This window comes from Pseudorhizobium flavum (genome assembly GCF_044142885.1).
GTDB classification, from domain to species: Bacteria; Pseudomonadota; Alphaproteobacteria; order Rhizobiales; family Rhizobiaceae; genus Neorhizobium; species Neorhizobium flavum.
Genome location: NZ_JBIOKZ010000005.1, coordinates 75134 through 100811, shown reverse-complemented (window position 1 = coordinate 100811; position 25678 = coordinate 75134). Strand labels below are relative to the sequence as shown.

Sequence of the window (25678 nt, the reverse complement as noted above, 5' to 3'; positions counted from 1 at the left end):
GCCACGGCTGCGGGATTGAGCACAGGACGTAAGTGATACGATGGCAAAGCTGAAGGTCGACGGCAAGGAAATCGAGGTTCCGGATCATTTCACGCTGTTGCAGGCGTGCGAGGAAGCCGGTGCCGAGGTTCCGCGGTTCTGTTTCCATGAACGCCTGTCGGTGGCAGGCAACTGCCGCATGTGTCTCGTCGAGGTGAAGGGCGGCCCGCCAAAGCCTGCAGCCTCCTGCGCCATGGGCGTGCGCGACATCCGCGGCGGCCCGAATGGCGAACTGCCGGAGGTCTTTACCAATACGCCGATGGTCAAGAAGGCCCGCGAAGGGGTGATGGAGTTCCTGCTCATCAACCACCCGCTGGATTGCCCGATCTGCGACCAGGGCGGCGAGTGCGACCTGCAGGACCAGGCCATGGCCTTCGGCATGGACGCGTCCCGCTATACGGAAAACAAGCGCGCGGTCGAGGACAAGTATATCGGCCCGCTCGTAAAGACCGTGATGAACCGCTGCATTCACTGCACGCGCTGCGTCCGCTTCACGACTGAGGTCGGCGGAATTTCCGAACTCGGCCTGATCGGCCGTGGCGAGGATGCAGAGATCACCACCTACCTCGAACATGCGATGACCTCTGAGCTTCAGGGCAACGTCATCGACCTCTGCCCGGTCGGCGCGCTGACCTCGCGGCCTTTCGCCTTCACGGCCCGTCCGTGGGAACTGAACAAGACCGAGTCGATCGACGTCATGGACGCACTCGGCTCGGCGATCCGCGTCGATACGCGCGGTCGCGAAGTGATGCGCATCATGCCGCGCGTCAACGAACTGGTGAACGAGGAGTGGATCTCCGACAAGACTCGCTTCATCTGGGACGGATTGAAGACCCAGCGCCTCGACCGGCCCTACGTCCGACGTGATGGTCGCCTGCAGGCTGCAAGCTGGGGCGAGGCCTTTGCGGCGATCAAGGCTGCCGTTTCGGCGACGTCCGCAGACAAGATCGGCGCGATCGCCGGTGACCTTGCAGCCGTCGAAGAGATGTATGCGCTGAAGGAACTGATCCGCTCTCTCGGTTCAGAGAACCTCGACTGCCGCCAGGACGGCGTAGCGCTTGATCCGGCGCTCGGCCGGGCAAGCTATCTCTTCAACCCGACCATCGAGGGCATCGAGCGCGCCGGTGCGCTGCTTTTGATCGGCGCCAATCCGCGCCTGGAAGCTGCCGTCCTCAACGCCCGTATCCGCAAGCGCTGGCGCCGCGGCGACTTCCCGATCGGCGTGATCGGCGAGGGCGGCGACCTGCGCTACGAATATGAATACCTGGGTTCCGGCCCGGACAGCCTCACTGAGCTCGTCAACGGTTCCGGCAGCTTCCTCGACATTCTGCGCAACGCCAAGAACCCGATGATCATCCTCGGGCAGGGCGCGCTGTCGCGTGCTGATGGTGCAGCCATCCTGGCTTCAGCGGCGAAGCTTGCCGGCTCGATCGGCGCGGTCACGGACGAGTGGAACGGCTTCGGCGTTCTTCACACCGCCGCATCGCGCGTCGGCGCGCTCGACCTGGGCTTCGTGCCCGGAGCGAAGGGCGTCAACGCAGCAGACATGCTTGCCAACATGGACGTGCTCTTCCTGCTCGGCGCCGATGAACTTGATTTCTCCCGCAAGACGGCGAAGTTCACGGTCTACATCGGTAGCCACGGCGACAATGGCGCCCATCATGCAGACGTCATCCTGCCGGCAGCGACCTATACGGAAAAGTCCGGAATCTGGGTTAATACCGAAGGACGCGTGCAGATGGGCAGTCGCGCCGGCTTCCCGCCGGGCGAGGCCCGCGAGGACTGGGCGATTATCCGTGCTCTTTCCGACGTCCTCGGCAAGAAGCTGCCATTTGATTCGCTCCCGGCGCTTCGCGCGCAGCTCTATGCAGCCTATCCGCATTTCGCCGATCTGGACGAGATCGCCGCCGGCAATGTCGCTGATGTGGCCACACTGGGGCAAAAAGCCGGTGAGATGAGTAAGTCGGCATTTGCGTCCCCGATCAAAGACTTCTATTTGACGAACCCGATTGCGCGGGCATCGGCCGTGATGGCCGAGTGCTCGGCCCTTGCCCGCAACAATTTCCAGGCTGCGGCGGAGTAACAGGAATATGGACGATACCTTTTTCTCGACCTACGCATGGCCGGCACTGGTGATGATCGGGCAGTCGCTGCTCGTCCTCGTCTGCCTCCTGGTCTTCATCGCCTATATTCTCTATGCCGACCGCAAGATCTGGGCCGCAGTCCAGCTGCGTCGGGGACCGAACGTCGTTGGTCCCTGGGGTCTGTTCCAGTCCTTCGCCGACCTCCTGAAGTTCGTCTTCAAGGAGCCAATCATTCCGTCGGGCGCCAACAAGGGCGTCTTCCTGATCGCTCCACTGGTGGCGGTGACCCTGGCGCTCGCCACTTGGGCCGTGATCCCGTTCAACGAGAACTGGGTGATCGCCAACATCAATGTCGGCATTCTCTATGTGTTCGCGATCTCCTCGCTCGAGGTCTATGGCGTGATCATGTCGGGCTGGGCGTCGAACTCGAAGTATCCGTTCCTCGGTGCGCTCCGCTCGGCCGCTCAGATGGTGTCCTACGAAGTCTCGATCGGCTTCGTCATCGTCACGGTGCTCCTCTGCGTCGGTTCGCTCAACCTGTCGGACATGGTGTTTGCGCAGAAGGACGGCCTCGGCACGATGATGGGCCTGCCGAACTCCTTCCTCGACTGGCACTGGCTGCCGCTCTTCCCGATGTTCATCATCTTCATCATCTCCGGCCTTGCGGAGACAAACCGTCCGCCCTTCGATCTTCCGGAAGCAGAATCGGAACTCGTGGCCGGCTACATGGTCGAGTATTCCTCGGCGCCGTACATGATGCTGATGCTTGGCGAGTATGCGGCGATCCTGCTGATCTGCTCGCTGACGACGATCCTTTTCCTCGGGGGCTGGCTGCCGCCGGTCGACATCTGGATCCTCAACTGGGTCCCGGGCATCGTCTGGTTCATCCTGAAGGTCATCTTCATCTTCTTCATCTACTCGATGGTGAAGGCCTTCGTGCCCCGCTACCGCTACGACCAACTGATGCGGCTGGGCTGGAAGATCTTCCTCCCGCTCTCGCTCGCCATGGTCGTCATCACAGCATTCGTGCTCAAGCTGATGGGATGGGCCTGATGGTCCGCTTCCAGCTGAGCCTCACTGGAGAATAACGATGGCAAGTCTGACACAGGCCGTCAGTTCGCTCTTCCTGAAGGAGTTTGTCGGCGCCTTCTTCCTGTCGATGCGCTACTTCTTCAAGCCGAAGGCGACGGTGAACTACCCGTTCGAGAAGAATCCCGTTTCGCCCCGCTTCCGCGGCGAGCATGCACTGCGCCGCTATCCGAATGGCGAGGAGCGCTGCATCGCCTGCAAGCTGTGCGAGGCGATCTGTCCCGCGCAAGCCATCACCATCGAGGCAGGTCCTCGCCGCAACGACGGCACCCGCCGGACGGTGCGCTACGACATCGACATGGTGAAGTGCATCTATTGCGGCTTCTGCCAAGAGGCCTGCCCGGTGGACGCGATCGTCGAAGGTCCGAACTTCGAGTTTTCGACCGAGACGCGCGAAGAGCTCTACTACGACAAGGCGCGGCTTCTGGAGAACGGCGACCGTTGGGAGCGAGAGATCGCTCGTAACATGGCGCAGGACGCACCCTACCGCTGACACGGTAGTCACCCGCAATGCGGGTGGAGCATAGGACAGATTACTTCCCGGTACGCTGATGCGGCCGGATCAAGCGGGGAAGGGCGGGCTCTTCCTCGATGAAGACGAAAAGGCACCACGATGGCTCTGCAGGCTGTTTTCTTCTATCTCTTTGCGTTCGTCGCGGTGGCGTCGGCGTTCATGGTCATCTCCTCGCGCAATCCCGTGCATTCGGTGCTCTTCCTGATCCTCGTGTTCTTCAACGCAGCCGGTCTCTTTCTGCTGACGGGCGCCGAGTTCCTGGCGATGATCCTGCTGGTGGTCTACATCGGCGCGGTCGCGGTGCTCTTCCTCTTCGTCGTCATGATGCTCGACATCGATTTTGCTGAGTTGCGCGCAGGTGTGCTGCAATATGCACCGGTCGGCATTCTGGTTGGCCTGATCGTCGCTGCGGAACTGATCGTGGTCATCGGCGGTAGCGTGTTGACGCCGCAGGCGGCCGAGGCCATCACCATGCCGATCCCGAATCCGGCGGAGCGGACGAACACGGCAGCACTGGGGGACGTGCTATACACGAACTACGTCTACTTCTTCCAGATCGCCGGTCTGGTGCTCCTGGTCGCAATGATTGGGGCCATCGTGCTGACGCTCCGCCACCGCACGCATATCAAGCGCCAGGATATCTCCAGGCAGGTCGCCCGTAAGCCCGAGACCGCTGTTGAAGTGGTCAAGGTTAAGTCGGGCCAGGGCCTCTGAGGTAGGCGAAGAAGGAATTTGGACATGGAAATCGGTCTCTCCCATTACCTGACGGTCAGCGCCATCCTCTTCATCCTGGGCGTGTTCGGCATCTTCCTGAACCGCAAGAACGTCATCATCATCCTGATGTCGATCGAGCTGATCCTGCTCTCGGTCAACCTCAACATGGTGGCCTTCTCCTCCTACCTGAACGACATCGTCGGCCAGGTCTTCGCATTGTTCGTTCTGACCGTTGCAGCCGCCGAGGCAGCCATCGGTCTTGCAATTCTCGTCGTCTTCTACCGCAACCGCGGTTCGATCGCCGTCGAAGACGTCAACGTGATGAAGGGCTGATCGGGTCATGATCTACAAGGCAATCGTCTTCCTTCCCCTGATCGGCTTCCTGATCGCCGGCCTGTTCGGCCGCTCGATCGGCGCCAAGGCTTCGGAATACGTCACCAGCGGCCTGATGGTGATCGTCGCGATCCTGTCCTGGATCGTCTTCTTCAACGTGGCGATGGCGCATGGCGAAGGCCATGAGGTCATCAAGGTCGAGGTGATGCGCTGGATCCAGTCCGGCGGCATCGACATCGAGTGGGCCTTCCGGATCGACACGCTGACCGCGGTAATGTTCGTCGTCGTCAACACCGTCTCGACGCTCGTGCACATCTACTCGATCGGCTACATGCACCACGACCCGCATCGGCCGCGCTTCTTCGCCTACCTTTCGCTCTTCACCTTCGCCATGCTGATGCTGGTGACGGCGGACAACCTGGCCCAGATGTTCTTCGGCTGGGAAGGGGTGGGTCTCGCCTCCTACCTGCTGATCGGCTTCTGGTACAAGAAGCCGTCGGCATCAGCTGCGGCCATGAAGGCCTTCATCGTCAACCGCGTCGGCGACTTCGGCTTCCTGCTTGGCATTGCCGGCATCTTCATGCTGTTCGGCTCGATCAACTTCGAGACGATCTTCGCGACCGCCGCCAGCTACCTGCCGGCAGAAGGTGCTGCCGAGGGCGGCGAGGTGATTGCCAACATCTTCGGCCTCGAACTGACGCGCTACGGTGCACTGACCATCGTCTGCCTGCTGCTCTTCATGGGCGCCATGGGCAAGTCGGCGCAGTTCCTGCTGCACACCTGGCTGCCGGACGCGATGGAAGGCCCGACCCCGGTCTCGGCTCTCATTCATGCCGCGACCATGGTAACCGCCGGCGTCTTCCTCGTCGCCCGCATGTCGCCGCTTTTCGAACTGTCGCCGGATGCGCTGCTGTTCGTCACCATCATCGGTGCGATTACGGCCTTCTTCGCGGCAACCGTGGGCCTCGTGCAGAACGACATCAAGCGCGTCATTGCCTATTCGACCTGCTCGCAGCTCGGTTACATGTTCGTGGCGCTTGGGGTAGGGGCCTATGGCGCGGCGATCTTCCACCTCTTCACGCACGCTTTCTTCAAGGCCCTGCTGTTCCTCGGTGCCGGCTCGGTGATCCACGCCGTCGATGGCGAGCAGGACATGCGCTACATGGGTGGGCTGCGCAAGCACATCCCGGTCACCTTCTGGATGATGACGATCGGAACGCTGGCGCTCACCGGCGTCGGCATCCCGGGTACGATGCTCGGCTTTGCCGGCTTCTTCTCCAAGGACGTGATCATCGAGTCGGCCTATGCCTCCCATTCGGCAGCATCCGGCTTTGCTTTCACGCTGCTGGTCATTGCCGCGCTGTTCACGAGCTTCTACTCCTGGCGCCTCGCCTTCCTGACCTTCTTCGGCAAGCCGCGCGCCTCGGCCGATGTGATGCATCATGTTCATGAGTCACCGCAGGTGATGCTGGTGCCGCTCTATATCCTCGGCATCGGCGCTGTCGCCGCCGGCTTCCTGTTCGAAGGCTACTTCTTCGGCCATGATTATGCCGAGTTCTGGAAAGGGGCGCTGTTCACGCTTCCGGAGAACGAGATCCTCGAGGAGTTCCACCACGTGCCGCTGCTGGTGAAGTGGAGCCCGTTCATTGCAATGGCTCTTGGCTTCGTCACGGCCTGGTACTTCTACATCAAGTCGCCGGAGACGCCGCGCCGTCTGGCGGAGTCGCAGAAGGTGCTCTACGAGTTCCTGCTCAACAAGTGGTACTTCGACGAGATCTACGACTTCCTGTTCGTGCGCTCGGCCAAGGCACTCGGACGCTTCCTCTGGAAGAAGGGCGACATCGGTGTCATCGACACCTATGGCCCGAACGGCGTGGCCGCGCGGGTCGTCGACGTGACCCGCAGTGTCGTCCGCCTGCAGTCCGGCTACCTCTATCACTATGCGTTTGCGATGCTGATCGGCGTCGCCGCCCTCGTCACCTGGATGATGCTCGGGAGCTCTATGTAATGACCGACTGGCCAATTCTCTCGACGGTCACCTTCCTGCCGCTCGTCGGCGTGTTTCTCCTCCTGCTGACCCGCGAGGACAGCACCTATGGGCGCCGAAACATCCTGAACGTCTCCCTTCTGACGACGGTCTTCACCTTCGTGGTGTCGCTCTTCATCTGGATCGGTTTCGACAATTCGAACCCGGGCTTCCAGATGGTGGAGAAGAGCCCCTGGCTCGGGACCGGCATCTCCTACCACCTGGGCGTCGACGGCATCTCCATGCTGTTCGTCATCCTGACGACGTTCCTCATGCCCTTCTGCGTGCTTGCCAGCTGGCATTCGGTCGAGAAGCGCCTGAAGGAATACATGATCGCCTTCCTGCTGCTGGAAGTCGTCATGATCGGCGTCTTCGTGTCGCTCGACATCGTCCTCTTCTACGTCTTCTTCGAGGCGACTCTGATCCCGATGTTCGTCATCATCGGTGTCTGGGGCGGCAAGGATCGCGTCTACGCGTCCTACAAGTTCTTCCTCTACACACTCGCCGGTTCGGTGCTGATGATGCTCGCCATCATGGCCATGTACTGGCAGGCAGGTACGACCGACATCGTCGAGCTGCTGAAGTACAACTTCCCCGCCGACATGCAGACCTGGCTATGGCTCGCTGCCTTCGCCGCGTTCGCGGTCAAGATGCCGATGTGGCCGGTTCACACCTGGCTTCCCGATGCCCACGTCCAGGCGCCGACCGCAGGTTCGGTCATCTTGGCCGGGGTCATGCTGAAGCTCGGCGGCTACGGTTTCATCCGCATCTCGCTCGCCATGTTCCCGCTGGCCTCGGACTATTTCGCTCCCTTCGTCTTCACGCTTTCGATCCTCGCGATCATCTACACCTCGCTGGTGGCGATGATGCAGGACGACATCAAGAAGCTGATCGCCTATTCCTCCGTCGCCCACATGGGCTTCGTGACCATGGGCATTTTCGCCGCCAACATGCAGGGCGTGCAGGGCGCAATCTTCCAGATGCTGTCGCACGGTATCGTCTCGGGCGCGCTCTTCCTTTGCGTCGGCGTCATCTATGACCGCCTGCATACGCGCGAGATCGCGGCCTATGGCGGCCTGGTCAACAACATGCCGAAATATGCAGTTGCCTTCATGGTCTTCACCATGGCCAATGTCGGCCTGCCCGGGACCTCCGGCTTCGTGGGCGAATTCCTGACGGTGATCGGCGTCTTCCAGGTCAACACCTGGGTGGCACTCTTCGCGGCGACCGGCGTGATCCTTTCGGCCTGCTACGCGCTCTGGCTCTATCGTCGGGTGATCTGGGGTGCGCTGGAAAAGGAAAGCCTGAAGGGCCTTATGGATCTCACGACCCGCGAGAAGCTGATCCTCTACCCGCTGGTGGCGCTGACCATCTTCTACGGTGTCTATCCGGCTCCGATCTTCGATGCGACGGCCGCATCGGTGGATCTGCTTGTGAACAATTACGCCGCCGCCCTGCAGGCAGCGCAAGACCTTGCACTGACCGTGCACTGAGACAGGACATAATCGGACATGAGCTCTGAACTCTTCCTCGCAAGCCTGCAACTGTCCATGCCGGAGATCATCCTGGCGGTGGGTGCGCTCGCGCTCCTGATGATCGGCGTCTTTTCAGGCGACCGCTCTGCGCCGACGGTGACGGGCCTTGCCGTTGCACTGCTCATTGCCGCAGGTCTCTGGCTGGTTCTGGCGCCGGGCGAGGGTGAGGCCTATGGTGGTGCCTTCCTGCTCGATCCGTTCGCGCGCTTCATGAAGGTCGTTGCCCTGATCGGCTCGGTCACGGCCATGATCATGACCGTCGGTCATGCTCGCTCGGAACAGCTCGATCGCTTCGAGTTCCCGGTCCTGATGGTGCTCGCCACACTCGGCATGATGCTGCTGATTTCCGCCAACGACCTCTTGGCGCTCTATCTCGGCCTTGAGTTGATGTCGCTGTCGCTCTATGTCTGTGCCGCCATCAACCGCGACAGCCTGCGCTCGACGGAATCCGGCCTGAAGTACTTCGTGCTCGGCTCGCTCTCCTCCGGCATGCTGCTGTACGGCTGCTCGCTGGTCTACGGCTTCACCGGCAATACCGGGTTCGACGAGATCGCCGCCGTCCTGTCGGCCGAAACCCGTTCGCTGGGCCTCGTCTTCGGCCTCGTCTTCGTCCTGGCCGGCGTCTGCTTCAAGATCTCTGCAGTTCCCTTCCACATGTGGACGCCGGACGTCTACGAAGGCGCTCCGACCCCGGTGACGGCCTTCTTCGCCGCCGGTCCGAAGGTCGCGGCCATGGCGATCCTCGTGCGCGTCGTCTCCGAAGCCTTCATGCCGATCGTTGCCGATTGGCAGCAGATCCTCGTCTTCGTCTCGATCGCATCGATGCTGCTTGGCTCCTTCGCCGCTATCGGACAGCGCAACATCAAGCGCCTGATGGCCTACTCCTCGATTGGCCACATGGGCTTCGCGCTGGTAGGCCTTGCCGCGGGAACGGAAACGGGCGTTTCGGGCGTCATCCTCTACATGCTCATCTACATGGTCATGACGCTTGGCACCTTCGCCTGCATTATGGCCATGCGGCGCAAGGAGGGCGAGAACGTCGAGAACGTCGACGACCTGGCCGGCCTTGCCTCGACCAAGCCCTTCATGGCGGTTGTCCTGACGGCGCTGATGTTCTCCATGGCCGGCATCCCGCCGCTCGCCGGTTTCTTCGCCAAGTACTTCGTGTTCATCGCGGCTATCGAGGCGAAGCTCTACGCGCTCGCGATCATCGGCGTACTGACCTCCGTGGTCGGCGCCTATTATTACCTGCGCATCGTCAAGCTGATGTGGTTCGATGAAGCGACGGGAGAGTTTGCGCGAATTGCCGGCGAGCTTCGCCTGGTCTTCGGTCTGTCGGGCCTTTTTGTCACCGCCTATGTCCTCTTCGGCGGACCGGTCGGCAACGCGGCAAATGCCGCGGCGAAGTCCTTCTTCTGAGGATGGCGAGATCATCGGGACGCTTCTCGCTGGAGGCGTTCCGCCACGAGGCCCTCGGCGACGTCGGCTCCACCAACACCGAATGTCTTGCCCGCGCAAGGGCAGGTGACCCCGGCGGCCTGTGGCTGACGGCAACGCGCCAAACCAGCGGCCGCGGACGGCGCGGCAGGGCCTGGACATCCGAAGCCGGCAACCTCTACGCCTCGCTTCTGCTCGTCGATCCGGCGCCGATGGAGCGACTGGGTTCGCTTCCCCTCGCTGTTGCGCTCGCGGTCCATGCGACCATCAGGGCCGTCCTGCCGCCGGACGCCGATCCGGTCGAGGTCAAGTGGCCGAACGACATCCTGATCGGGCGCCGGAAGACCTGCGGCATCCTGATCGAGGCTGAGAAACTGCTCGACAGAAAGCAGGCGCTCGTCATCGGGATCGGGATCAATATCCGGCACATGCCTGAAGGTGCGGCCTATCCCGTCACACGCCTGGAAGATCACGGTTGCCACGCCTCTCCTGAGGAGGTGTTTGCGCATCTTTTCAATCGGATGGCAGAGGTTCTGGAATCATGGGATGAGGGAAGAGGCGTGGCGGAGATAAGCCGGCGCTGGCTGGATGCCGCATGCGGAATCGGCGAGGCCGTAACGGTGAACCTTCCCGACCGCTCGCTTTCCGGCAGGTTTGCTGGCATTGACGGGCAAGGGCTGCTGCAGCTCGAAACCGGCAGCGGGCAGGTTTTGTCGATCGCCGCCGGTGATGTATTCTTCGCAAGAACGGAATAAGGACGCTATGGCTAGACAGGAAGAACTGGTGTTTGTGCCGCTCGGCGGTGTCGGCGAGATCGGCATGAACCTGGCGCTCTATGGCTACGGCTCGCCCGGCAAACGCCAGTGGATCATGGTCGACTGCGGTGTGACATTCGCAGGTCCGGAACTGCCGGGCGTCGACCTCATCCTGCCGGACATCCGATTTCTCGCCAAGGAGCGCGAGAACCTCAAGGCGATCATCATCACGCATGCCCACGAAGATCACTACGGTGCATTGAACGACCTGTGGCCTGGCCTCAACGTTCCAGTCTATGCCTCGGGCTTCACTGCAGGCCTGCTGGAGGCAAAGCGCAATTATGAGGGTAGCCGCGCCGATATTCCCGTGACGCCCTTCAAGGCTGGCGACCGGATTTCCGTCGGACCTTTCGATATCGAGGCCTTGGCCGTCAACCACTCCATTCCTGAGCCGATGTCTCTGGTGATCCGCACGCCGCTCGGAAACCTTGTCCATACGGGCGACTGGAAGATCGATCACGCGCCCTCGCTGGGGCCGCTGACGGACGAGGCTCGCTTTCGCGCCGTCGGCGACGAGGGCGTGCTCGCCTTGATGTGCGATTCCACCAATGCGAACCGCGAAGGCATTTCTCCGTCCGAGGAGGAAGTCTCCGAAGGCCTGCGGAAGATCATCGAGAATGCCGAGGGGAGGGTGGCGATCACCACCTTCTCTTCGAATGTCGGCCGTATCCGGTCCATCGCCCACGCCGCCCATGCGGCGGGCCGCGAGGTCCTGCTGCTCGGCAGTTCCATGAAGCGGGTCGTCAATGTCGCCCGCGATATCGGCCTGATGGAGGGGATAAAGCCCTTCATCGCTGAAGATGAATATGGCTACATTCCCCGCGACAAGGTCGTCGTGGTCCTGACCGGAAGCCAGGGCGAGCCTCGGGCGGCGCTTGCCAAGATCGCCCGGGACGAGATGCGCAATGTGTCGCTGGCGGCTGGCGATACTGTCGTCTTCTCGTCGCGGACGATCCCGGGCAATGAAAAGCCAATCCTGGAGATCATGAATGGCCTGATCGACCAGGGCGTTCACATCATCACCGATGCCGATGCGCTGGTGCACGTGTCCGGGCATCCGCGCCGCAACGAGCTCGTGAAGATGTACGAGTGGACGCGCCCGCAGATCCTGGTCCCGGTCCACGGAGAGGCAGCGCACCTGACCGCGCAGGCGGAACTGGGTGCGCAGTCTGGGATTCCGAACATCCCGCGCGTGCGCAACGGCGACATGCTGCGGATTGCGCCGGGCCCTGCCGAGGTCATCGATCAGGTGCCGCATGGGCGTATCTTCAAGGACGGAAAGCTGATCGGGGACCTGGAGGAGATGGGCATCGGCGACCGGCGCAAGCTGGCTTATGTAGGCCATGTCTCCGTCAACGTGCTTCTGGACAGCCGCTTCGATTTCCTCGGTGATCCCGATCTTGTCGCGTTCGGCTTGCCGGAGTTCGACGAGGAGGGCGAGGATATGGAGGACACCCTGTACGACGCCGTACTTGGTGCGGTGGAGAGCATCCCGCGCGCCCGCCGCAAGGACCTTGAGACATTGCGCGAAGCGATCCGCCGGGCTGTACGCGCGGCCGCCAACGAGGCGTGGGGCAAGAAGCCGGTGGTCACGGTTTTCGTCAACAAGGTCTAGGGGGACGTAATGCTCGGTCGGGTCAACCACATCGCCATTGCCGTGCCGGACCTCGCGCAGGCGACAGCAACCTACCGGGATGTGCTTGGTGCGCGCGTTTCGCAGCCCCAGGCGCTTGCGGCACACGGGGTGACGGTGGTTTTCGTGGAACTGGAAAACACCAAGGTCGAACTGCTGGAGCCGCTGGGCGCGGACTCGCCGATAACCGCCTTCCTGGAGAAGTCGCCCTCGGGAGGCATGCACCACATCTGCTATGAAGTGGACGATATCCTGGCTGCCCGTGATCAGCTGAAGGCGAGTGGCCTCCGCGTGCTGGGAGACGGCAATCCGAAGATCGGGGCGCATGGAAAGCCGGTGCTTTTCCTGCACCCGAAGGACCTCAACGGGACGCTGGTAGAACTCGAGGAGGTGTGACACTCCGTCCGTCCCGGCAGGTTTGAGGTCGCTGGGGTTTGTCGCTATAAGCGCAAAGCCCACAGGGAAGCCCCGGATGTCGTTTCTTTCATTCTTCGCCGTCTACTTCATCATCTGGTGGATCACGCTTTTCGCCGTGCTTCCGCTCGGCATGCGCTCGCAGGGTGACGAAGGGGATGTGACTCTGGGGACGGTGGAGAGTGCGCCGGCGCAGTTTCGTGCAGGGCGCGTCCTTCTTCTGACGACGGTAATATCGGCGGCAATCTACGCGGCCTGGTTCGCAGCCTCGAACTATTTTGGCTTCAGCCTCGGCAATCTTCCTCGGATCGTTCCGGAATTCGGATAGGACCCAGGATGCGAGCAAAAAAAAACAAGGCCGTGAGGCCTTGTTTCCAGTTTCGCGTGATCCTTACCGTTTCCGGGGCTGCGACAAGCGCGCCTAAGATCTGATCCTCCCAAGACTTGACCGCGAGGTCGGCAAGAATTTGATCTCCTTGCCTCTTTTATGGGCTGAAGCTAGCCCAAAGAATGGGCCTTGTCACCTGCTTTTTTTGCATTTTTGCTACACTGGAACATTATTTTGTTGTTGACGAAAGTGTCGCAGCTTTGTCACAAATCCACTTTTCCAATGCACATTGTCGGTGAGCAAGCGGCTCCCTTCAACTTGAGGGAACGGACCTGCGAGCGGGTTTCCATGGCCCGGCGAAACCGCTATGAACGCAGCCAACCAGCTTCAAAAACGCGATTCCCGGTGGGGACGTCGAAACCTCGGAACATTCCATGCGCCTATCCCGCTACTTTATGCCGATCCTGAAGGAAAACCCCAAGGAAGCGGAAATCGTTTCTCACCGTCTGATGCTGCGGGCCGGGATGATCCGCCAGCAGAGCCAGGGCATCTATTCCTGGCTGCCGCTCGGCAAGCGTGTCCTCGACAAGGTCAACAGGATCATTCGCGAAGAGCAGGACCGCTCCGGCGCAATCGAGCTCCTGATGCCGACGCTGCAGTCAGCCGAACTCTGGCAGGAGAGCGGCCGCTACGACGACTACGGCAAGGAAATGCTGCGCATCAAGGACCGGCAGGAGCGGCCGCTCCTCTACGGTCCGACGAACGAGGAGATGATCACCGACATCTTTCGCTCCTACATCAAGTCCTACAAGAACCTGCCGCTGAACCTCTACCACATCCAGCTCAAGTTCCGGGACGAGATCCGCCCCCGCTTCGGCACCATGCGTTCGCGCGAGTTCCTGATGAAGGATGCATATTCCTTCGATCTGACGCAGCAGGACGCAATCCACTCCTATAACAAGATGTTCGTCGCCTATCTGCGCACGTTCGCACGGCTAGGGCTGCGGGCCATCCCGATGCGCGCCGATACCGGCCCGATCGGTGGCAATCATAGCCACGAATTCATCATCCTTGCCGAAACGGGCGAGTCGGAGGTCTTCAGCCACAAGGACTTCGTCAATTTCGAAATTCCGTCCGAAGACACTAATTTCGACGACGTCGCTGGGCTGCAGGCCATATTCGACAAGTGGACCTCGGTCTACGCGGCGACGTCGGAAATGCACGATGCCGCGGCTTTCGATGCGATCCCCGAAAGTGACCGTCTGTCTGCGCGCGGTATCGAGGTTGGTCACATCTTCTATTTCGGCACGAAGTATTCCGAGCCGATGGGGGCCAAGGTGCAGGGGCCGGATGGCAAGGAGCATCCCGTACACATGGGTTCCTACGGCATCGGCCCGACGCGCCTTGTTCCCGCCATTATCGAAGCCTCGCATGACGAGAACGGAATCATCTGGCCGGCCTCCGTCGCGCCGTTCGATGTCGTGGTCATCAACATGAAGCCGGGCGACGAAACCTGCGACCGGCTCTCGGAGAACCTCTACGCAGGCCTCGGCAAGGCCGGCAAGGATGTCCTCTATGATGATACGGATGACCGCGCCGGCACCAAGTTCGCGACAGCGGACCTGATTGGCGTGCCGGTCCAGGTCATCATCGGCCCGCGTTCGGCGGCAAACGGCGAAGTCGAGGTCAAGGACCGCAAGACCGGCGCCCGCGAGGTGATGACGCTGGAAGCGGCAATGAACAGGCTGGCCGGCTAAGGGCGCTGCAGCCCGAAGGACGACGAGTTGAGGCTAGGGACGGAAGAATGGCGAGCGTGACCGCAGAGGGACAGACGAACAGCGAAGGCCGCGGCCCGTCTGCCGGTCCGTTTTCCGCCTTCGAACGCATGGTGGCGTGGCGCTACCTGCGCTCCCGGCGGAAGGAGGCGTTCATTTCGGTGATCGCCGGCTTCTCGTTCATCGGCATCATGCTGGGCGTAGCCACGCTGATCATCGTCATGGCGGTGATGAACGGTTTCCGTACCGAACTGATCTCGCGCATCCTCGGAATCAACGGTCACATGATCGTGCAGCCGGTGGACGGGCCCTTTACCGACTATGCCGACCTTACAGCGAAGTTCCAGGGCGTACCGGGTGTGCGGATCGCGCTACCGCTGGTGGAGGGCCAGACACTCGCCTCCGGTCGGGCCGGTGCCGGCTCCGGCGCATTGGTACGCGGCGTTCGGCCGGAAGACCTTGAGAAGCTGAGCGAGGTCGCGACCAACATCCGGCAGGGCGACATTATCGGCTTTGCTTCGGGGCAGGGCGTTCTGGTCGGCTCCCGGCTTGCTGCATCGCTGGGGATCAATGCGGGCGATGACATCACCCTCATCTCACCCGAAGGCGACGTGACGCCGATGGGGGTTAATCCAAGGGTCAAGTCCTACCCGGTATCAGGCGTCTTCGAAATCGGCATGTCTGAATACGATGCGACGATGATCTTCATGCCGCTGGAGGAGGCGCAGCTCTATTTCAATGCCGATGGACTGGTGCAGTCGATCGAGCTCTTCGTCAACGATCCCGAAGGTGTCGACGGGTTGCGTCCGCTGGTGGAAGCCGCCGCCGGTCGCCAGATCCACATCACTGACTGGCGTCAGCGGAACCAGACCTTCTTTTCGGCGCTGCAGGTCGAGCGGAACGTCATGTTCATGATCCTCACGCTGATCGTGCTGGTGGCGGCGCTCAACATCATCTCCGGGCTCATCATGCTGGTGAAGGACAAGGGAAGCGACATCGCCATCCTGCGCACGATGGGCGCAAGCTCCGGCGCGGTGATGCGGATCTTCTTCATGACCGGGGCGGCGATCGGAACCGTCGGAACGCTCGCCGGCGTCGTTCTCGGCGTCATCGTCTGCCTCAACATAGAATCCATCCGGCAGTTCTTCTCCTGGCTGTCGGGCACGGTGCTCTTCGACCCCGAGCTCTATTTCCTCAGCCAGCTTCCGGCTGAGATGAGCTTCAGCGAGACTTTGTCGGTGGTGCTGATGGCACTGACGCTCTCCTTCATTGCCACCATATTTCCTGCCTGGCGGGCCTCGCGGCTCGATCCGGTGCAGGCCCTCCGATACGAATAGGACGCTATCCCTCATGGCAGGCAAGACAGTCCTGAAGCTCTCCGGTGTCGAAAGACACTACGGCCAGGGCGAAACCACGCTCTCCATCCTGAAGGGTGCGGATTTCGAACTGCACAGTGGCGAGATCGTCGCTCTCGTGGCGCCGTCAGGAACGGGAAAATCTACGCTTCTGCATCTGGCGGGACTGCTGGAGCATCCGGATGCCGGTGAGGTTTTCGTCGGCGGGCATGCCTGCAATGGATTGCCGGATGATGATCGCACCGCCATCCGCCGCAGCGAGATCGGCTTCGTGTACCAGTTTCACCACCTGCTCCCAGAGTTCACGGCGCTTGAGAACATCATGATGCCGCAGCTGATTGCGGGGCTTCCCGAGCGGGAGGCCAAGGAGCGGGCAAGCCAGCTTCTCGACTACATGCGCATCGGCCATCGTGGCGAACACCGACCGGCCGAGTTGTCCGGCGGCGAACAGCAGCGCGTGGCGATCGCCCGTGCCGTCGCCAATGCTCCTCGCGTCCTGCTGGCCGACGAACCGACCGGCAACCTCGATCCCGAAACGGCCTCATACGTCTTCGATGCCCTGGAAGCGCTCGTGAAGCAGTCGGGGCTTGCGGCCCTGATCGCAACCCACAACCATGATCTCGCCGCCCGGATGGATCGTCGCGTAACGATCGACGGCGGCAAGGTCGTCGGCTTCTAACTCCTCTCTTAACCCTCTGTTTACCGAGGCTGCCGGCGACGGTGGCCTTTTCTGTTCTTGTTTCGTTTTCCTCTTGACGAGGAGTACAAAAACGGAACAAAATAACAACATAGAGGAACAGGGGAGATGACCATGACTGATCTCATACGGGACATTGCCGCATTCGCTTCCATAGCAACCTTCGTCGCGAGCATTTCCATGCTCATGCTGGCCATTTAAGCGAGCCGCAGGAATATCCGTTGACGACGTAAGTCCGAACTGGACTTGGAACGCTCCGCGCCGGAAAATCACCTGATTCATGAGGTGAGAGACAGCGATGGCCGAGCAGATGGAAACCACTGGTGCAACGAACGGAGAGCCTTCGCCTCGGTTCGTTCATCTGCGGGTTCATTCCGCCTATTCGCTGCTCGAAGGCGCATTGCCGCTCAAGAAGATCCTTGCGAAGGCTGTGGCCGATTGTCAGCCGGCGATAGCCGTCACGGACACCAATAATCTCTTCGTCGCGCTGGAATTCGCGCAGAAAGCGGTCGGTGAGGGTCTTCAGCCAATTATCGGGTGTCAGGTCTCGATCGACATGGAGGATCAGGCCGAGGATCGGCGCGGCAACCAGATGACGAAGCTGCCGGCGATCGTGCTTCTGGCATCGACGGCCGACGGCTACGAGCGGCTGGTGGATCTCGTCAGCCGCGCCTATCTCGGGGGCGAGGGCCATGCCAGCACGCATATCCGCCGCTCCTGGCTCGACGACACGGGGACCGAAGGGCTGATCGCCTTGACCGGGGCGTCCGGCGGTCCGATCGACGTCACGCTGCGCGAAGGCAATTCCAGTCAGGCGAGATCGCGGCTCCTCAGCCTCAGGGAGGCGTTCGGTGACCGGCTCTATGTGGAACTGCAGCGCCACGGCGCCTATGACCGTCGCCACGAGCACAAGATCGTCAGCCTTGCCTACGAGTTCGATCTGCCACTGGTCGCCACCAACGAAGCTTTTTTCCCGTCGCGCGACGATTACGACGCCCACGACGCTCTGATGGCGGTGGCCCACAATGCCATCGTGTCCGACGACAGCCGCTTCCGGCTGACCCCGGACCACTATCTGAAGAGCCGTGCCGAGATGGCGGCACTCTTCGCCGATCTGCCGGAAGCTCTGGACAACACGGTGGAGATCGCCCGGCGCTGTTCCTTCATCCTCGACACCCGCAAGCCGATCCTGCCGCGTTTCACCGGTGCGACGGCTGATCCGGAGGAAGCCGAACGGGCCGAGGCAGAGGAACTGCGACGGCAATCGGTGGAGGGCCTCGAACGGCGAATGGCGGCGCTCGGCCTCAGCCCCGGCTATACGGAGCAGGACTACCGCGAGCGCCTGGACTTCGAGCTGAGCGTCATCGAGAGGATGAAGTTCCCGGGCTACTTCCTGATCGTCTCCGACTTCATCAAGTGGGCGAAGCAGAACAACATTCCCGTCGGCCCGGGCCGTGGATCGGGCGCGGGTTCGCTGGTCGCCTATGCGCTGACGATCACGGACGTCGATCCGCTGCGCTTCTCGCTGCTGTTCGAGCGCTTCCTCAACCCGGAACGCGTCTCGATGCCCGACTTCGACATCGACTTCTGCCAGGACCGGCGCGAAGAGGTGATCCGCTACGTCCAGCAGAAATACGGCCGTGAGCAAGTGGCCCAGATCATTACATTCGGATCGCTGCAGGCCCGCGCGGCGCTGCGCGACGTCGGCCGGGTGCTCGAAATGCCCTACGGCCAGGTCGACAGGATCTGCAAGCTGGTGCCGAACAATCCAGCCAATCCGACACCGCTCTCCAAGGCGATTGAGGAGGAGCCCAAGCTGCAGGAAGAGGCGGAGAAGGAGCCCGTAGTCGCACGCCTTCTCGACATCGCCCAGAAGATCGAGGGACTTTATCGCCACGCCTCGACGCACGCCGCCGGCATCGTGATCGGCGACCGGCCGCTCTCCAAGCTCGTGCCGATGTACCGCGATCCGCGCTCCGACATGCCGGTCACCCAGTTCAACATGAAATGGGTCGAACAGGCGGGCCTGGTGAAGTTCGACTTCCTCGGGCTGAAGACGCTGACCGTGTTGAAAACGGCTGTCGACTACGTCTCCAAGCGCGGCATCCACGTGGACCTCGCCTCGATACCGCTGGATGACGAAAAGACCTACGAAATGCTCTCCCGCGGCGAGACGATCGGCGTGTTCCAGGTGGAAAGTGCCGGCATGCGCAAGGCGCTGATCGGCATGCGACCTGACTGCATCGAGGACATCATCGCGCTCGTTGCACTCTATCGCCCCGGCCCGATGGAGAACATTCCGGTCTACAATGCCCGCAAGCACGGCGAGGAGGAAATCGAATCGATCCATCCGAAGATCGACTACCTTCTGAAGGAAACCCAGGGCGTTATCGTCTACCAGGAGCAGGTGATGCAGATCGCCCAGGTCCTGTCAGGCTACTCGCTCGGCGAAGCGGACCTTCTGCGCCGCGCCATGGGCAAGAAGATCAAGGAGGAAATGGACAAGCAGCGTGCGCGCTTCGTCGATGGTGCCATGAAGAATGGCGTATCGAAGCCCCAGGCTGACTTGATCTTCGACCTGCTCGCCAAGTTCGCCAACTACGGCTTCAACAAGTCGCACGCCGCCGCCTACGCCATCGTCTCCTACCAGACGGCCTTCATGAAGGCGCACTATCCCGCCGAGTTCCTGGCCGCGTCGATGACCTTCGATATGGCGAACACCGAGAAGCTGAACGACTTCCGGCAGGATGCGGCCCGTCTCGGCATTACGGTCGTGCCGCCATCGGTGCAGACCTCGTTCCGCCGTTTCGAGACCGACGACAACAAGATCTTCTACGCCCTGGCGGCCATCAAGGGTGTCGGGGAGGCTGCGGTCGATCACATCGTCGAGGTTCGAGGCGACAGGCCTTTCGCCTCGATCGAGGACTTCTGCCTGCGGATCGACCCGAAGCAGATCAACCGTCGCGTGCTGGAAAGCCTCATTTGCGCCGGCGCCTTCGATTGCTTCGGGCGGGATCGGGCCGAGATGATTGCTGGCCTCGACCGCATCATCGGCTATGCGCAGCGTGCGCAGGAAAACAAGACGAGCGGCCAGTCTGACATGTTTGGATCATCCTCCGCAGCAGGTCCTGAAACGTTGATTTTCCCGCCGTTCTCGCCTTGGGTTCCTTCGGAGAAGCTGATGCGGGAGTACCAGGTTCTCGGCTTCTACCTGTCCGCCCACCCACTCGATTCCTATGGCGATGTGCTGGCGAAGATGCGCGTCCAGAACTTTGCGGAATTCTCCGCGGCCGTGAAGAAGGGCGCAACCGCCGGGCGGCTTGCCGGGACGGTGACCGGTCGCCAGGAGCGCAAGACCCGCACCGGCAACAAGATGGGGATAGTCACCTTCTCCGACGCCTCGGGTCAGTTCGAGGCCGTGCTCTTCTCCGAGGCGCTGGCGCAGTACCGCGACCTTCTGGAGCCCGGCAAATCCCTGGTGATCACCGTGCAGGCCGACGAGCGTCCGGAGGGCATCGGTTTGCGTATCCAGACCGCCGCTTCGCTTGAGGAGCAATCGGTGCGAATGCAGAAGGCGCTGCGCGTCTATGTGAGGGATTCAGGTCCCCTGAAGACGGTGACGCGTCACCTCAATGCAAGAGGGGACGGGTTGGTCTCCTTCATCGTCATCAAGGACGATGGTCAGCGTGAGATCGAGGTGGAGCTCGCGGAGAAGTTCCGGATTTCGCCGGAGATTGCCGCCGCCCTTAGGGCGGCGCCGGGAGTCTTGGAGGTCGAACTCGTATAGCGACGCTCAGTAGAGGCCGATGCCGTTGCGATAGACGCGCCGCGGCTTCTGCCGCACCTTCTGCGGTTTTTCGACTGCTGGCCGTGCTTCAGCCACCTTCGCCTCGGAGCGCGTGAGGGTGATGAAGTCGGTGCCTTTGCCCGTCTCCGGACCCAGACCTTCGTCCGTTATGGTCAGGGAGCTTCCATCGGCAAGCAGCGTCGCGATGCGCTCTCGTATGTCGTCCGGGATCTCCAGGCGATCGAGCGCGCCGGATGCCGAAGAGGCCGAGGCGTCGAGACTGATGTTCATTCGCTGCCGCTCTTTCGGGGTGAGGAGGTTCGGCAGAGTGAGTACATGCCAGTCGGCCCGCTCGCTGCCACGATCAACATTGCTCGCGGTGAAGAAGTGCGTGCCGAGGGGGATCTCCGGGTTCTTGAGGCCGATCGGCGCCTCGAACAGCGGCGCAAAGTTGCGGCGTACCAGCAGTTGCGCAGCCGGCGGCTCCCGCTTGCCGGAGGAGCGATAGAGCGCCGACAGGAAGTCGTCGGTCAACGCCGATCCCGCGGGGAGGTTCTTCCACCGCTTGAAGCCTGCGATTGCCGCCTGGGTTTTGGTGCCGATAAGACCGTCGGGCGCGCCGGCATCGAAGCCGAGATCGTTCAGCATCGCCTGGACGTCGAACACCGTCTCCCGCAATTCGCGCCTCTTGATGAGCATTTTTACAGGTGTGGTGTCCTGCGGTTCGATCGAGCCGGTCAAGGTCGGGTCGGTGGTCTGGCTCGCCATGGCCACCTCATAGGCTTCCGACGTCTGGCGCTTCACGGTCGGCCGCAGTTCGATGTCCGACATCAGTGGTTCGGCGGGCAGGGGCTTGAGCGGGAGGAAGAGGTTGGCGTGAGCGATCGGCATCGGTGCCACCGGCGCGTCCGAGACGATCACGTGGAAACCGCGCTCCGTCATCCCGAAAAGCGTCTTTGCGTAACCGGAAGGCAGGCGGATGCAGCCGTGCGAGGCCGGGTAGTTCGGCACGTGGCCTTCGTGGAGAGCGATGCCAGACCACGTCAGTCTCTGCATGAATGGCATCGGTGCGTTCGAATAGATGTTCGACTCGTGGTAGCGGCGCTTTTCCAGGATCGAGAAGATTCCGCTCGGTGTCGAATGGCCGGCTTTGCCAGTCGAGACGCGCGTGGTCGAGACCACCTTGTCACCGTCGTAGACGGTCATCGACTGGTTGTTCTTGGAGACGACGATCTGCAGCGTGTGGGCGAGTTCGGCAAAGGCGGGATGGGAGAGCATGGTGGCGGACATCAGTCCGAGACCAAACGCGAGACGACGCAGCATGGACAACCTCTTTACGCAATACTGAGCGGCGAGATTAGCAGCTTCGAATTAAGGAAGATTTGCCGAACATTGTAACGATTGGCAGTCGCTATGCCGTACGATCACATGTCAGTGATTCCGGCGGCGCTCACCGAATGTGTAGCCGGTTTCCACGGCGGCCTTTCCGAACTTGTCGCGGAGCCGGTCCATGGCGGCCTCCGCTGCGGCGCGACGGACGGCGTCGCGGTCCACGAGGTCTGGAGGATCTGCCCGTTCCGGATCACAAAGGTCAGTCACGCCGATGCCGATGAGGCGGAAGCGCGTGCCGTCGGTTTCGGGTTGCAGCAGTGACAGGCCGGTACGGAAGATGCGATCGGCGAGCTGTGTAGGGTCCTCGAGCCGCCGATTGCGCGTGCGGCTTTTGAAGTCGGCGGTCTTGAGCTTCAGGACTACCGTCTGGCCGGCGATGGAGTGTTTCTTCAGCCGAGACGAGACCTTCTCGGAGAGGCGGCGGAGGATCGGGACGAGGTCCTCCTGGCGGGAGATGTCGTCGAAGAATGTGGTCTCGGCCGAAACGCTCTTCGCCGGATCATTGGGGTGGACCGTCCGGTCGTCGATGCCGCGCGCGAGGCGATAGAGGCGCTGTCCCATGGAGCCGTAGCGCCGCATGAGATCACCTTCCTCCATTGTCTGCAACTGCCCGATCGTCCGGATGCCGTCGGCTTCGAGGGTGGCATTGAAGGCCTTGCCGACGCCCCAGATCGTCGTCACCGGCCGTGGAGCGAGGAACGCCAGGGCCTCCTCCCGCCCGACGACGGAGAAGCCCCGTGGCTTTTGCAGGTCGGATCCGACCTTGGCCAGGAACTTGCAGTAGGAGAGCCCGATCGAGATGCTGATGCCGATCTCTGCGGCGATGCGGTTGGCGAGTTTGGCAAGCGTGCGTGCCGGCGGGTCGTGATGCAGCCGCTCCGTGCCGGCGAGGTCGAGAAAGGCCTCGTCAATCGAAAGTGGCTGAACGAGCGGCGTCAACTCCAGCATCATCTGCCGTACCTCGCGGCCGACCCGTGCGTACTTTTCCATGTTCGGGCGGATGACGACGGCATCCGGGCACGCCTCCAGTGCCTTGAACATCGGCATTGCTGATCGCACCCCGTTGATGCGCGCAATGTAGCAGGCCGTGGAGACAACGCCCCGCTTTCCTCCACCAATGATGACTGGCTTGTCTGCGAGATCTGGATTGTCTCGTTTCTCGACGGCCGCATAGAAGGCGTCGCAGTCGATATGCGCGATCGTCAGGTCGTAAAGTTCAGAATGATATAATAACCGTGGACTTCCGCATTTATTGCAGCGGCGCAGTTCTGCCTTCTGCTCGGTGAGGCAGTCGCGACAGAAGCCGGATTTCGTCTCGGGCGAATGCGTCATGGATGGAACAGAAGTTGAACATCCGCAATCTATGTCTGGCCGAGCAGAATCTCAACGTCGCTCTTTGTCCGTCCACATCGGAACGGGCTTCTCAGTGCTGGCCGGAATCAAGGCCGGGCTTTGAAAAGTGGCGCCAGGCGGCCGCCACCGCCTCCGGCTTCGTCCCGCTTGCTTCGCAAAAGGCAAGGAGCGTGGGCTCATGGGCCATGACGAAATCGAGCATCCCGGCGAGGAAATCTGGATCGTCCACTGCCTGGCGAAGTTGCCCTGCCTCCAGCCCGGACAGGGCAAGGAAGCGCCCCAGCATGTCCGGTTCGGAGGCAAGCCAGCCGAGAACGGCCACGGCCGTCTGCTCCGCGGCGTCCCGCCCGACTGGAACGTTTTTGGGATCGTTTCGCATTGCCCGGAAATGGTTACCTCTTTTTCAACCAAATGGCCGTACCGTTGAACGCTGTGACGGAGATGGAATCGGCCGTGCGCGAGCTTATATCCTGAAATAGGGCTTGCAAGGCAGGATCAGGGACGGGGTACATGCCCAAACGGGTCATGATTGTCGAAGACAACGAGCTGAACATGAAGCTCTTCCGCGATCTGATCGAGGCTTGCGGCTATGAAACCATCCAGACGCGGAACGGCATGGAGGCGATGGAACTCGCCCGCAAGCATCGCCCGGACCTCATCCTGATGGACATCCAGCTTCCTGAAGTCTCCGGCCTCGAGGTCACGAAGTGGCTCAAGGAAGACGATGAATTGCATATCATCCCAGTCATAGCCGTGACCGCCTTCGCGATGAAGGGCGACGAAGAACGCATCCGCCAGGGTGGCTGCGAAGCCTATGTGTCGAAGCCGATATCGGTTCCCAAGTTCATCGAGACCATCAAGACATATCTGGGCGACGCATGAGACCGGAGCACACGACATGACCGCGCGTATCCTGGTGGTTGACGATGTGCCCGCCAATCTCAAGCTGCTCGAGGCCCGGCTGGTTGCTGAATATTTCGATGTCCTGACGGCCGAGGACGGTTTCAAGGCGCTGGCGATCTGCGAGCATACGCATGTCGACCTCATCCTGCTCGACATCATGATGCCCGGCCTCAGCGGCTTCGAGGTCTGCGAGCGGCTGAAGGCCGATCCCCGCTATGCGCATATTCCGATCGTCATGGTGACGGCGCTGGACCAGCCGGTCGATCGCGTTCGTGGGCTCAAAGCCGGCGCGGACGACTTCCTGACGAAGCCGGTCAACGACCTCCAGCTCATATCGCGCGTGAAGAGCCTCGTGCGGCTGAAGACCTTGAGCGACGAGTTGCGCATTCGGGCCGACACCGCACAGAACGTCGGCATAGAGGACATGCTGAAAGGCACCGACGGCCGGGACGAGCCGGGACAGGTTCTACTGGTCGACAGCCGTGGAAATTCGCAGGAGCGCTTCATCAAGGCGCTGAAGCCGATCGCCGAGGTCATGGCGATGTCGGACCCGCAGGCGGCATTGTTCGAGGCAGCAGAGAACAGCTTCGATCTCGTGATCGTCAACGCCAATTTTGACGACTATGATCCGCTACGCCTCTGCTCGCAGCTGAGGTCGCTGGAACGGACCCGCTTTCTGCCGCTGCTCATCGTCACGGAGCAGGGTGAGGAGGATCTGATTGTCCGGGCTCTGGACCTCGGCGTCAACGACTACATCATGCGCCCGGTCGACCCGAACGAGCTCGTTGCCCGCTGCCTCACGCAGATCAAGCGCAGACGCTACAACGATCGCCTTCGCGTCAGTGTTCAGCAGACGATCGAACTGGCGGTCACGGACGCGCTGACCGGGCTGCACAATCGCCGCTACCTCGACAATCATCTGAGGACGCTGTTCAATCGTGCCGCGGCTCGAGGGCGGGCGCTGTCCATCTGCATCACCGACATCGACCGCTTCAAGACCATCAACGACACCTATGGCCATGACGCCGGAGACGACATACTCCGGCAGTTCGCGGCACGTATTCGTTCGACGGTCAGGGGCGCGGATCTCGCCTGCCGGTATGGCGGAGAGGAATTCGTGGTCGTGATGCCGGACACCGATGCCGCAGCGGCCGGCATGATCGCCGAAAGACTGCGCGGGCTGATCGAGAACCAGCCCTTCGTCATTCGCTCGACGGGGCAAGCCATCAGCGTCACTGCTTCGCTTGGCATCGCTTCCAACGAGGCTGCGGTAGAGACCCCGGAACAGCTTCTGAAGCAAGCGGACAGGGCACTCTACGAGGCGAAGAACAGCGGCAGGAACAGGGTGGTCGCAGCCGCAGCCTGAAGCGAACCCAGGCAGGGTTGCGCAGGCCACAGGTCAGTCACTAATCGAGTGCTAGCGTCTTGCGCTCCTGCTTGCGCAGGAAGTTCTGT

21 protein-coding genes are annotated in these 25678 nt (G+C 61.6%); 18 read left to right on the top strand and 3 right to left on the bottom strand.

Going from position 1 to position 25678, the window contains the following annotated elements; all coding sequences use genetic code 11:
- The first annotated feature begins 40 nt into the window (after positions 1 to 40).
- From nuoG to dnaE, 16 genes are all read left to right on the top strand, one after another.
- On the top strand, positions 41 to 2122 hold the full coding sequence (gene nuoG, locus ACEPP2_RS11575; RefSeq protein ID WP_395516694.1) for an NADH-quinone oxidoreductase subunit NuoG: 2082 nt from the start codon (positions 41 to 43) through the stop codon (positions 2120 to 2122).
- A 7-nt stretch (positions 2123 to 2129) separates the two neighbouring features.
- Positions 2130 to 3176: an NADH-quinone oxidoreductase subunit NuoH gene (gene nuoH / locus ACEPP2_RS11570; protein ID WP_142587033.1), complete on the top strand. Its 1047-nt coding sequence runs from the start codon at positions 2130 to 2132 to the stop codon at positions 3174 to 3176.
- Positions 3177 to 3213: 37 nt separating this feature from the next.
- The gene (gene nuoI / locus ACEPP2_RS11565) at positions 3214 to 3705 is read left to right on the top strand and encodes an NADH-quinone oxidoreductase subunit NuoI (RefSeq protein ID WP_052637913.1); all 492 of its coding nucleotides are present in this window, start codon (positions 3214 to 3216) and stop codon (positions 3703 to 3705) included.
- A 120-nt stretch (positions 3706 to 3825) separates the two neighbouring features.
- On the top strand, positions 3826 to 4440 hold the full coding sequence (locus ACEPP2_RS11560) for an NADH-quinone oxidoreductase subunit J (RefSeq protein ID WP_052637914.1): 615 nt from the start codon (positions 3826 to 3828) through the stop codon (positions 4438 to 4440).
- 24 nt (positions 4441 to 4464) lie between these two features.
- The gene (gene nuoK / locus ACEPP2_RS11555) at positions 4465 to 4773 is read left to right on the top strand and encodes an NADH-quinone oxidoreductase subunit NuoK (RefSeq protein WP_395516693.1); all 309 of its coding nucleotides are present in this window, start codon (positions 4465 to 4467) and stop codon (positions 4771 to 4773) included.
- 7 nt (positions 4774 to 4780) lie between these two features.
- Complete coding sequence (gene nuoL, locus ACEPP2_RS11550) at positions 4781 to 6781, top strand: NADH-quinone oxidoreductase subunit L (RefSeq protein ID WP_395516692.1); 2001 nt, start codon at positions 4781 to 4783, stop codon at positions 6779 to 6781.
- A complete protein-coding gene (locus ACEPP2_RS11545; RefSeq protein ID WP_395516691.1) occupies positions 6781 to 8292 on the top strand; it encodes an NADH-quinone oxidoreductase subunit M in 1512 nt (503 codons plus the stop codon). Before nuoL ends, ACEPP2_RS11545 begins: the two co-directional genes overlap by 1 nt.
- An 18-nt stretch (positions 8293 to 8310) precedes the next feature.
- Positions 8311 to 9753, top strand: coding sequence for an NADH-quinone oxidoreductase subunit NuoN (gene nuoN / locus ACEPP2_RS11540; protein ID WP_142587036.1), 1443 nt, complete (start codon positions 8311 to 8313; stop codon positions 9751 to 9753).
- Between the two features lie 2 nt (positions 9754 to 9755).
- Positions 9756 to 10526: a biotin--[acetyl-CoA-carboxylase] ligase gene (locus tag ACEPP2_RS11535; protein WP_395516690.1), complete on the top strand. Its 771-nt coding sequence runs from the start codon at positions 9756 to 9758 to the stop codon at positions 10524 to 10526.
- Positions 10527 to 10533: 7 nt separating this feature from the next.
- A complete protein-coding gene (locus ACEPP2_RS11530) occupies positions 10534 to 12201 on the top strand; it encodes a ribonuclease J (protein ID WP_395516689.1) in 1668 nt (555 codons plus the stop codon).
- Between the two features lie 9 nt (positions 12202 to 12210).
- Positions 12211 to 12615: a methylmalonyl-CoA epimerase gene (gene mce / locus ACEPP2_RS11525; protein WP_077547179.1), complete on the top strand. Its 405-nt coding sequence runs from the start codon at positions 12211 to 12213 to the stop codon at positions 12613 to 12615.
- Positions 12616 to 12691: 76 nt separating this feature from the next.
- Positions 12692 to 12961 (top strand): DUF1467 family protein, encoded by a 270-nt coding sequence (locus ACEPP2_RS11520; RefSeq protein ID WP_077547180.1) that lies wholly within the window; start codon positions 12692 to 12694, stop codon positions 12959 to 12961.
- 434 nt (positions 12962 to 13395) lie between these two features.
- Positions 13396 to 14718, top strand: coding sequence for a proline--tRNA ligase (gene proS, locus ACEPP2_RS11515; protein ID WP_395516688.1), 1323 nt, complete (start codon positions 13396 to 13398; stop codon positions 14716 to 14718).
- 47 nt (positions 14719 to 14765) lie between these two features.
- Positions 14766 to 16073 carry a lipoprotein-releasing ABC transporter permease subunit gene (locus ACEPP2_RS11510; protein ID WP_077547182.1) on the top strand — a complete coding sequence of 436 codons (1308 nt, stop codon included), beginning with the start codon at positions 14766 to 14768 and terminating at the stop codon, positions 16071 to 16073.
- A gap of 13 nt (positions 16074 to 16086) precedes the next feature.
- Positions 16087 to 16770 carry an ABC transporter ATP-binding protein gene (locus tag ACEPP2_RS11505; RefSeq protein WP_052637925.1) on the top strand — a complete coding sequence of 228 codons (684 nt, stop codon included), beginning with the start codon at positions 16087 to 16089 and terminating at the stop codon, positions 16768 to 16770.
- Between the two features lie 316 nt (positions 16771 to 17086).
- Positions 17087 to 20575 (top strand): DNA polymerase III subunit alpha, encoded by a 3489-nt coding sequence (dnaE, locus tag ACEPP2_RS11500; RefSeq protein ID WP_395516687.1) that lies wholly within the window; start codon positions 17087 to 17089, stop codon positions 20573 to 20575.
- Between the two features lie 6 nt (positions 20576 to 20581).
- On the opposite strand, the gene ACEPP2_RS11495 is transcribed toward dnaE, so the two are convergent.
- The 3 genes from ACEPP2_RS11495 to ACEPP2_RS11485 all read right to left on the bottom strand — a co-directional run bounded on the left by ACEPP2_RS11495 (position 20582) and on the right by ACEPP2_RS11485 (position 23699).
- Positions 20582 to 21898 (bottom strand): L,D-transpeptidase family protein, encoded by a 1317-nt coding sequence (locus ACEPP2_RS11495; RefSeq protein ID WP_395516686.1) that lies wholly within the window; start codon positions 21896 to 21898, stop codon positions 20582 to 20584.
- 108 nt (positions 21899 to 22006) lie between these two features.
- Positions 22007 to 23299, bottom strand: coding sequence for a DNA polymerase IV (locus ACEPP2_RS11490; RefSeq protein WP_395516685.1), 1293 nt, complete (start codon positions 23297 to 23299; stop codon positions 22007 to 22009).
- Positions 23300 to 23390: 91 nt separating this feature from the next.
- On the bottom strand, positions 23391 to 23699 hold the full coding sequence (locus ACEPP2_RS11485; RefSeq protein ID WP_395516684.1) for a DUF3572 domain-containing protein: 309 nt from the start codon (positions 23697 to 23699) through the stop codon (positions 23391 to 23393).
- Between the two features lie 131 nt (positions 23700 to 23830).
- Here ACEPP2_RS11485 and ACEPP2_RS11480 point away from each other — a divergent pair, with 131 nt between their 5' ends.
- A complete protein-coding gene (locus tag ACEPP2_RS11480) occupies positions 23831 to 24202 on the top strand; it encodes a response regulator (RefSeq protein ID WP_077547187.1) in 372 nt (123 codons plus the stop codon).
- 16 nt (positions 24203 to 24218) lie between these two features.
- Complete coding sequence (locus ACEPP2_RS11475) at positions 24219 to 25589, top strand: PleD family two-component system response regulator (RefSeq protein ID WP_395516683.1); 1371 nt, start codon at positions 24219 to 24221, stop codon at positions 25587 to 25589.
- Positions 25590 to 25678 lie beyond the last annotated feature (89 nt).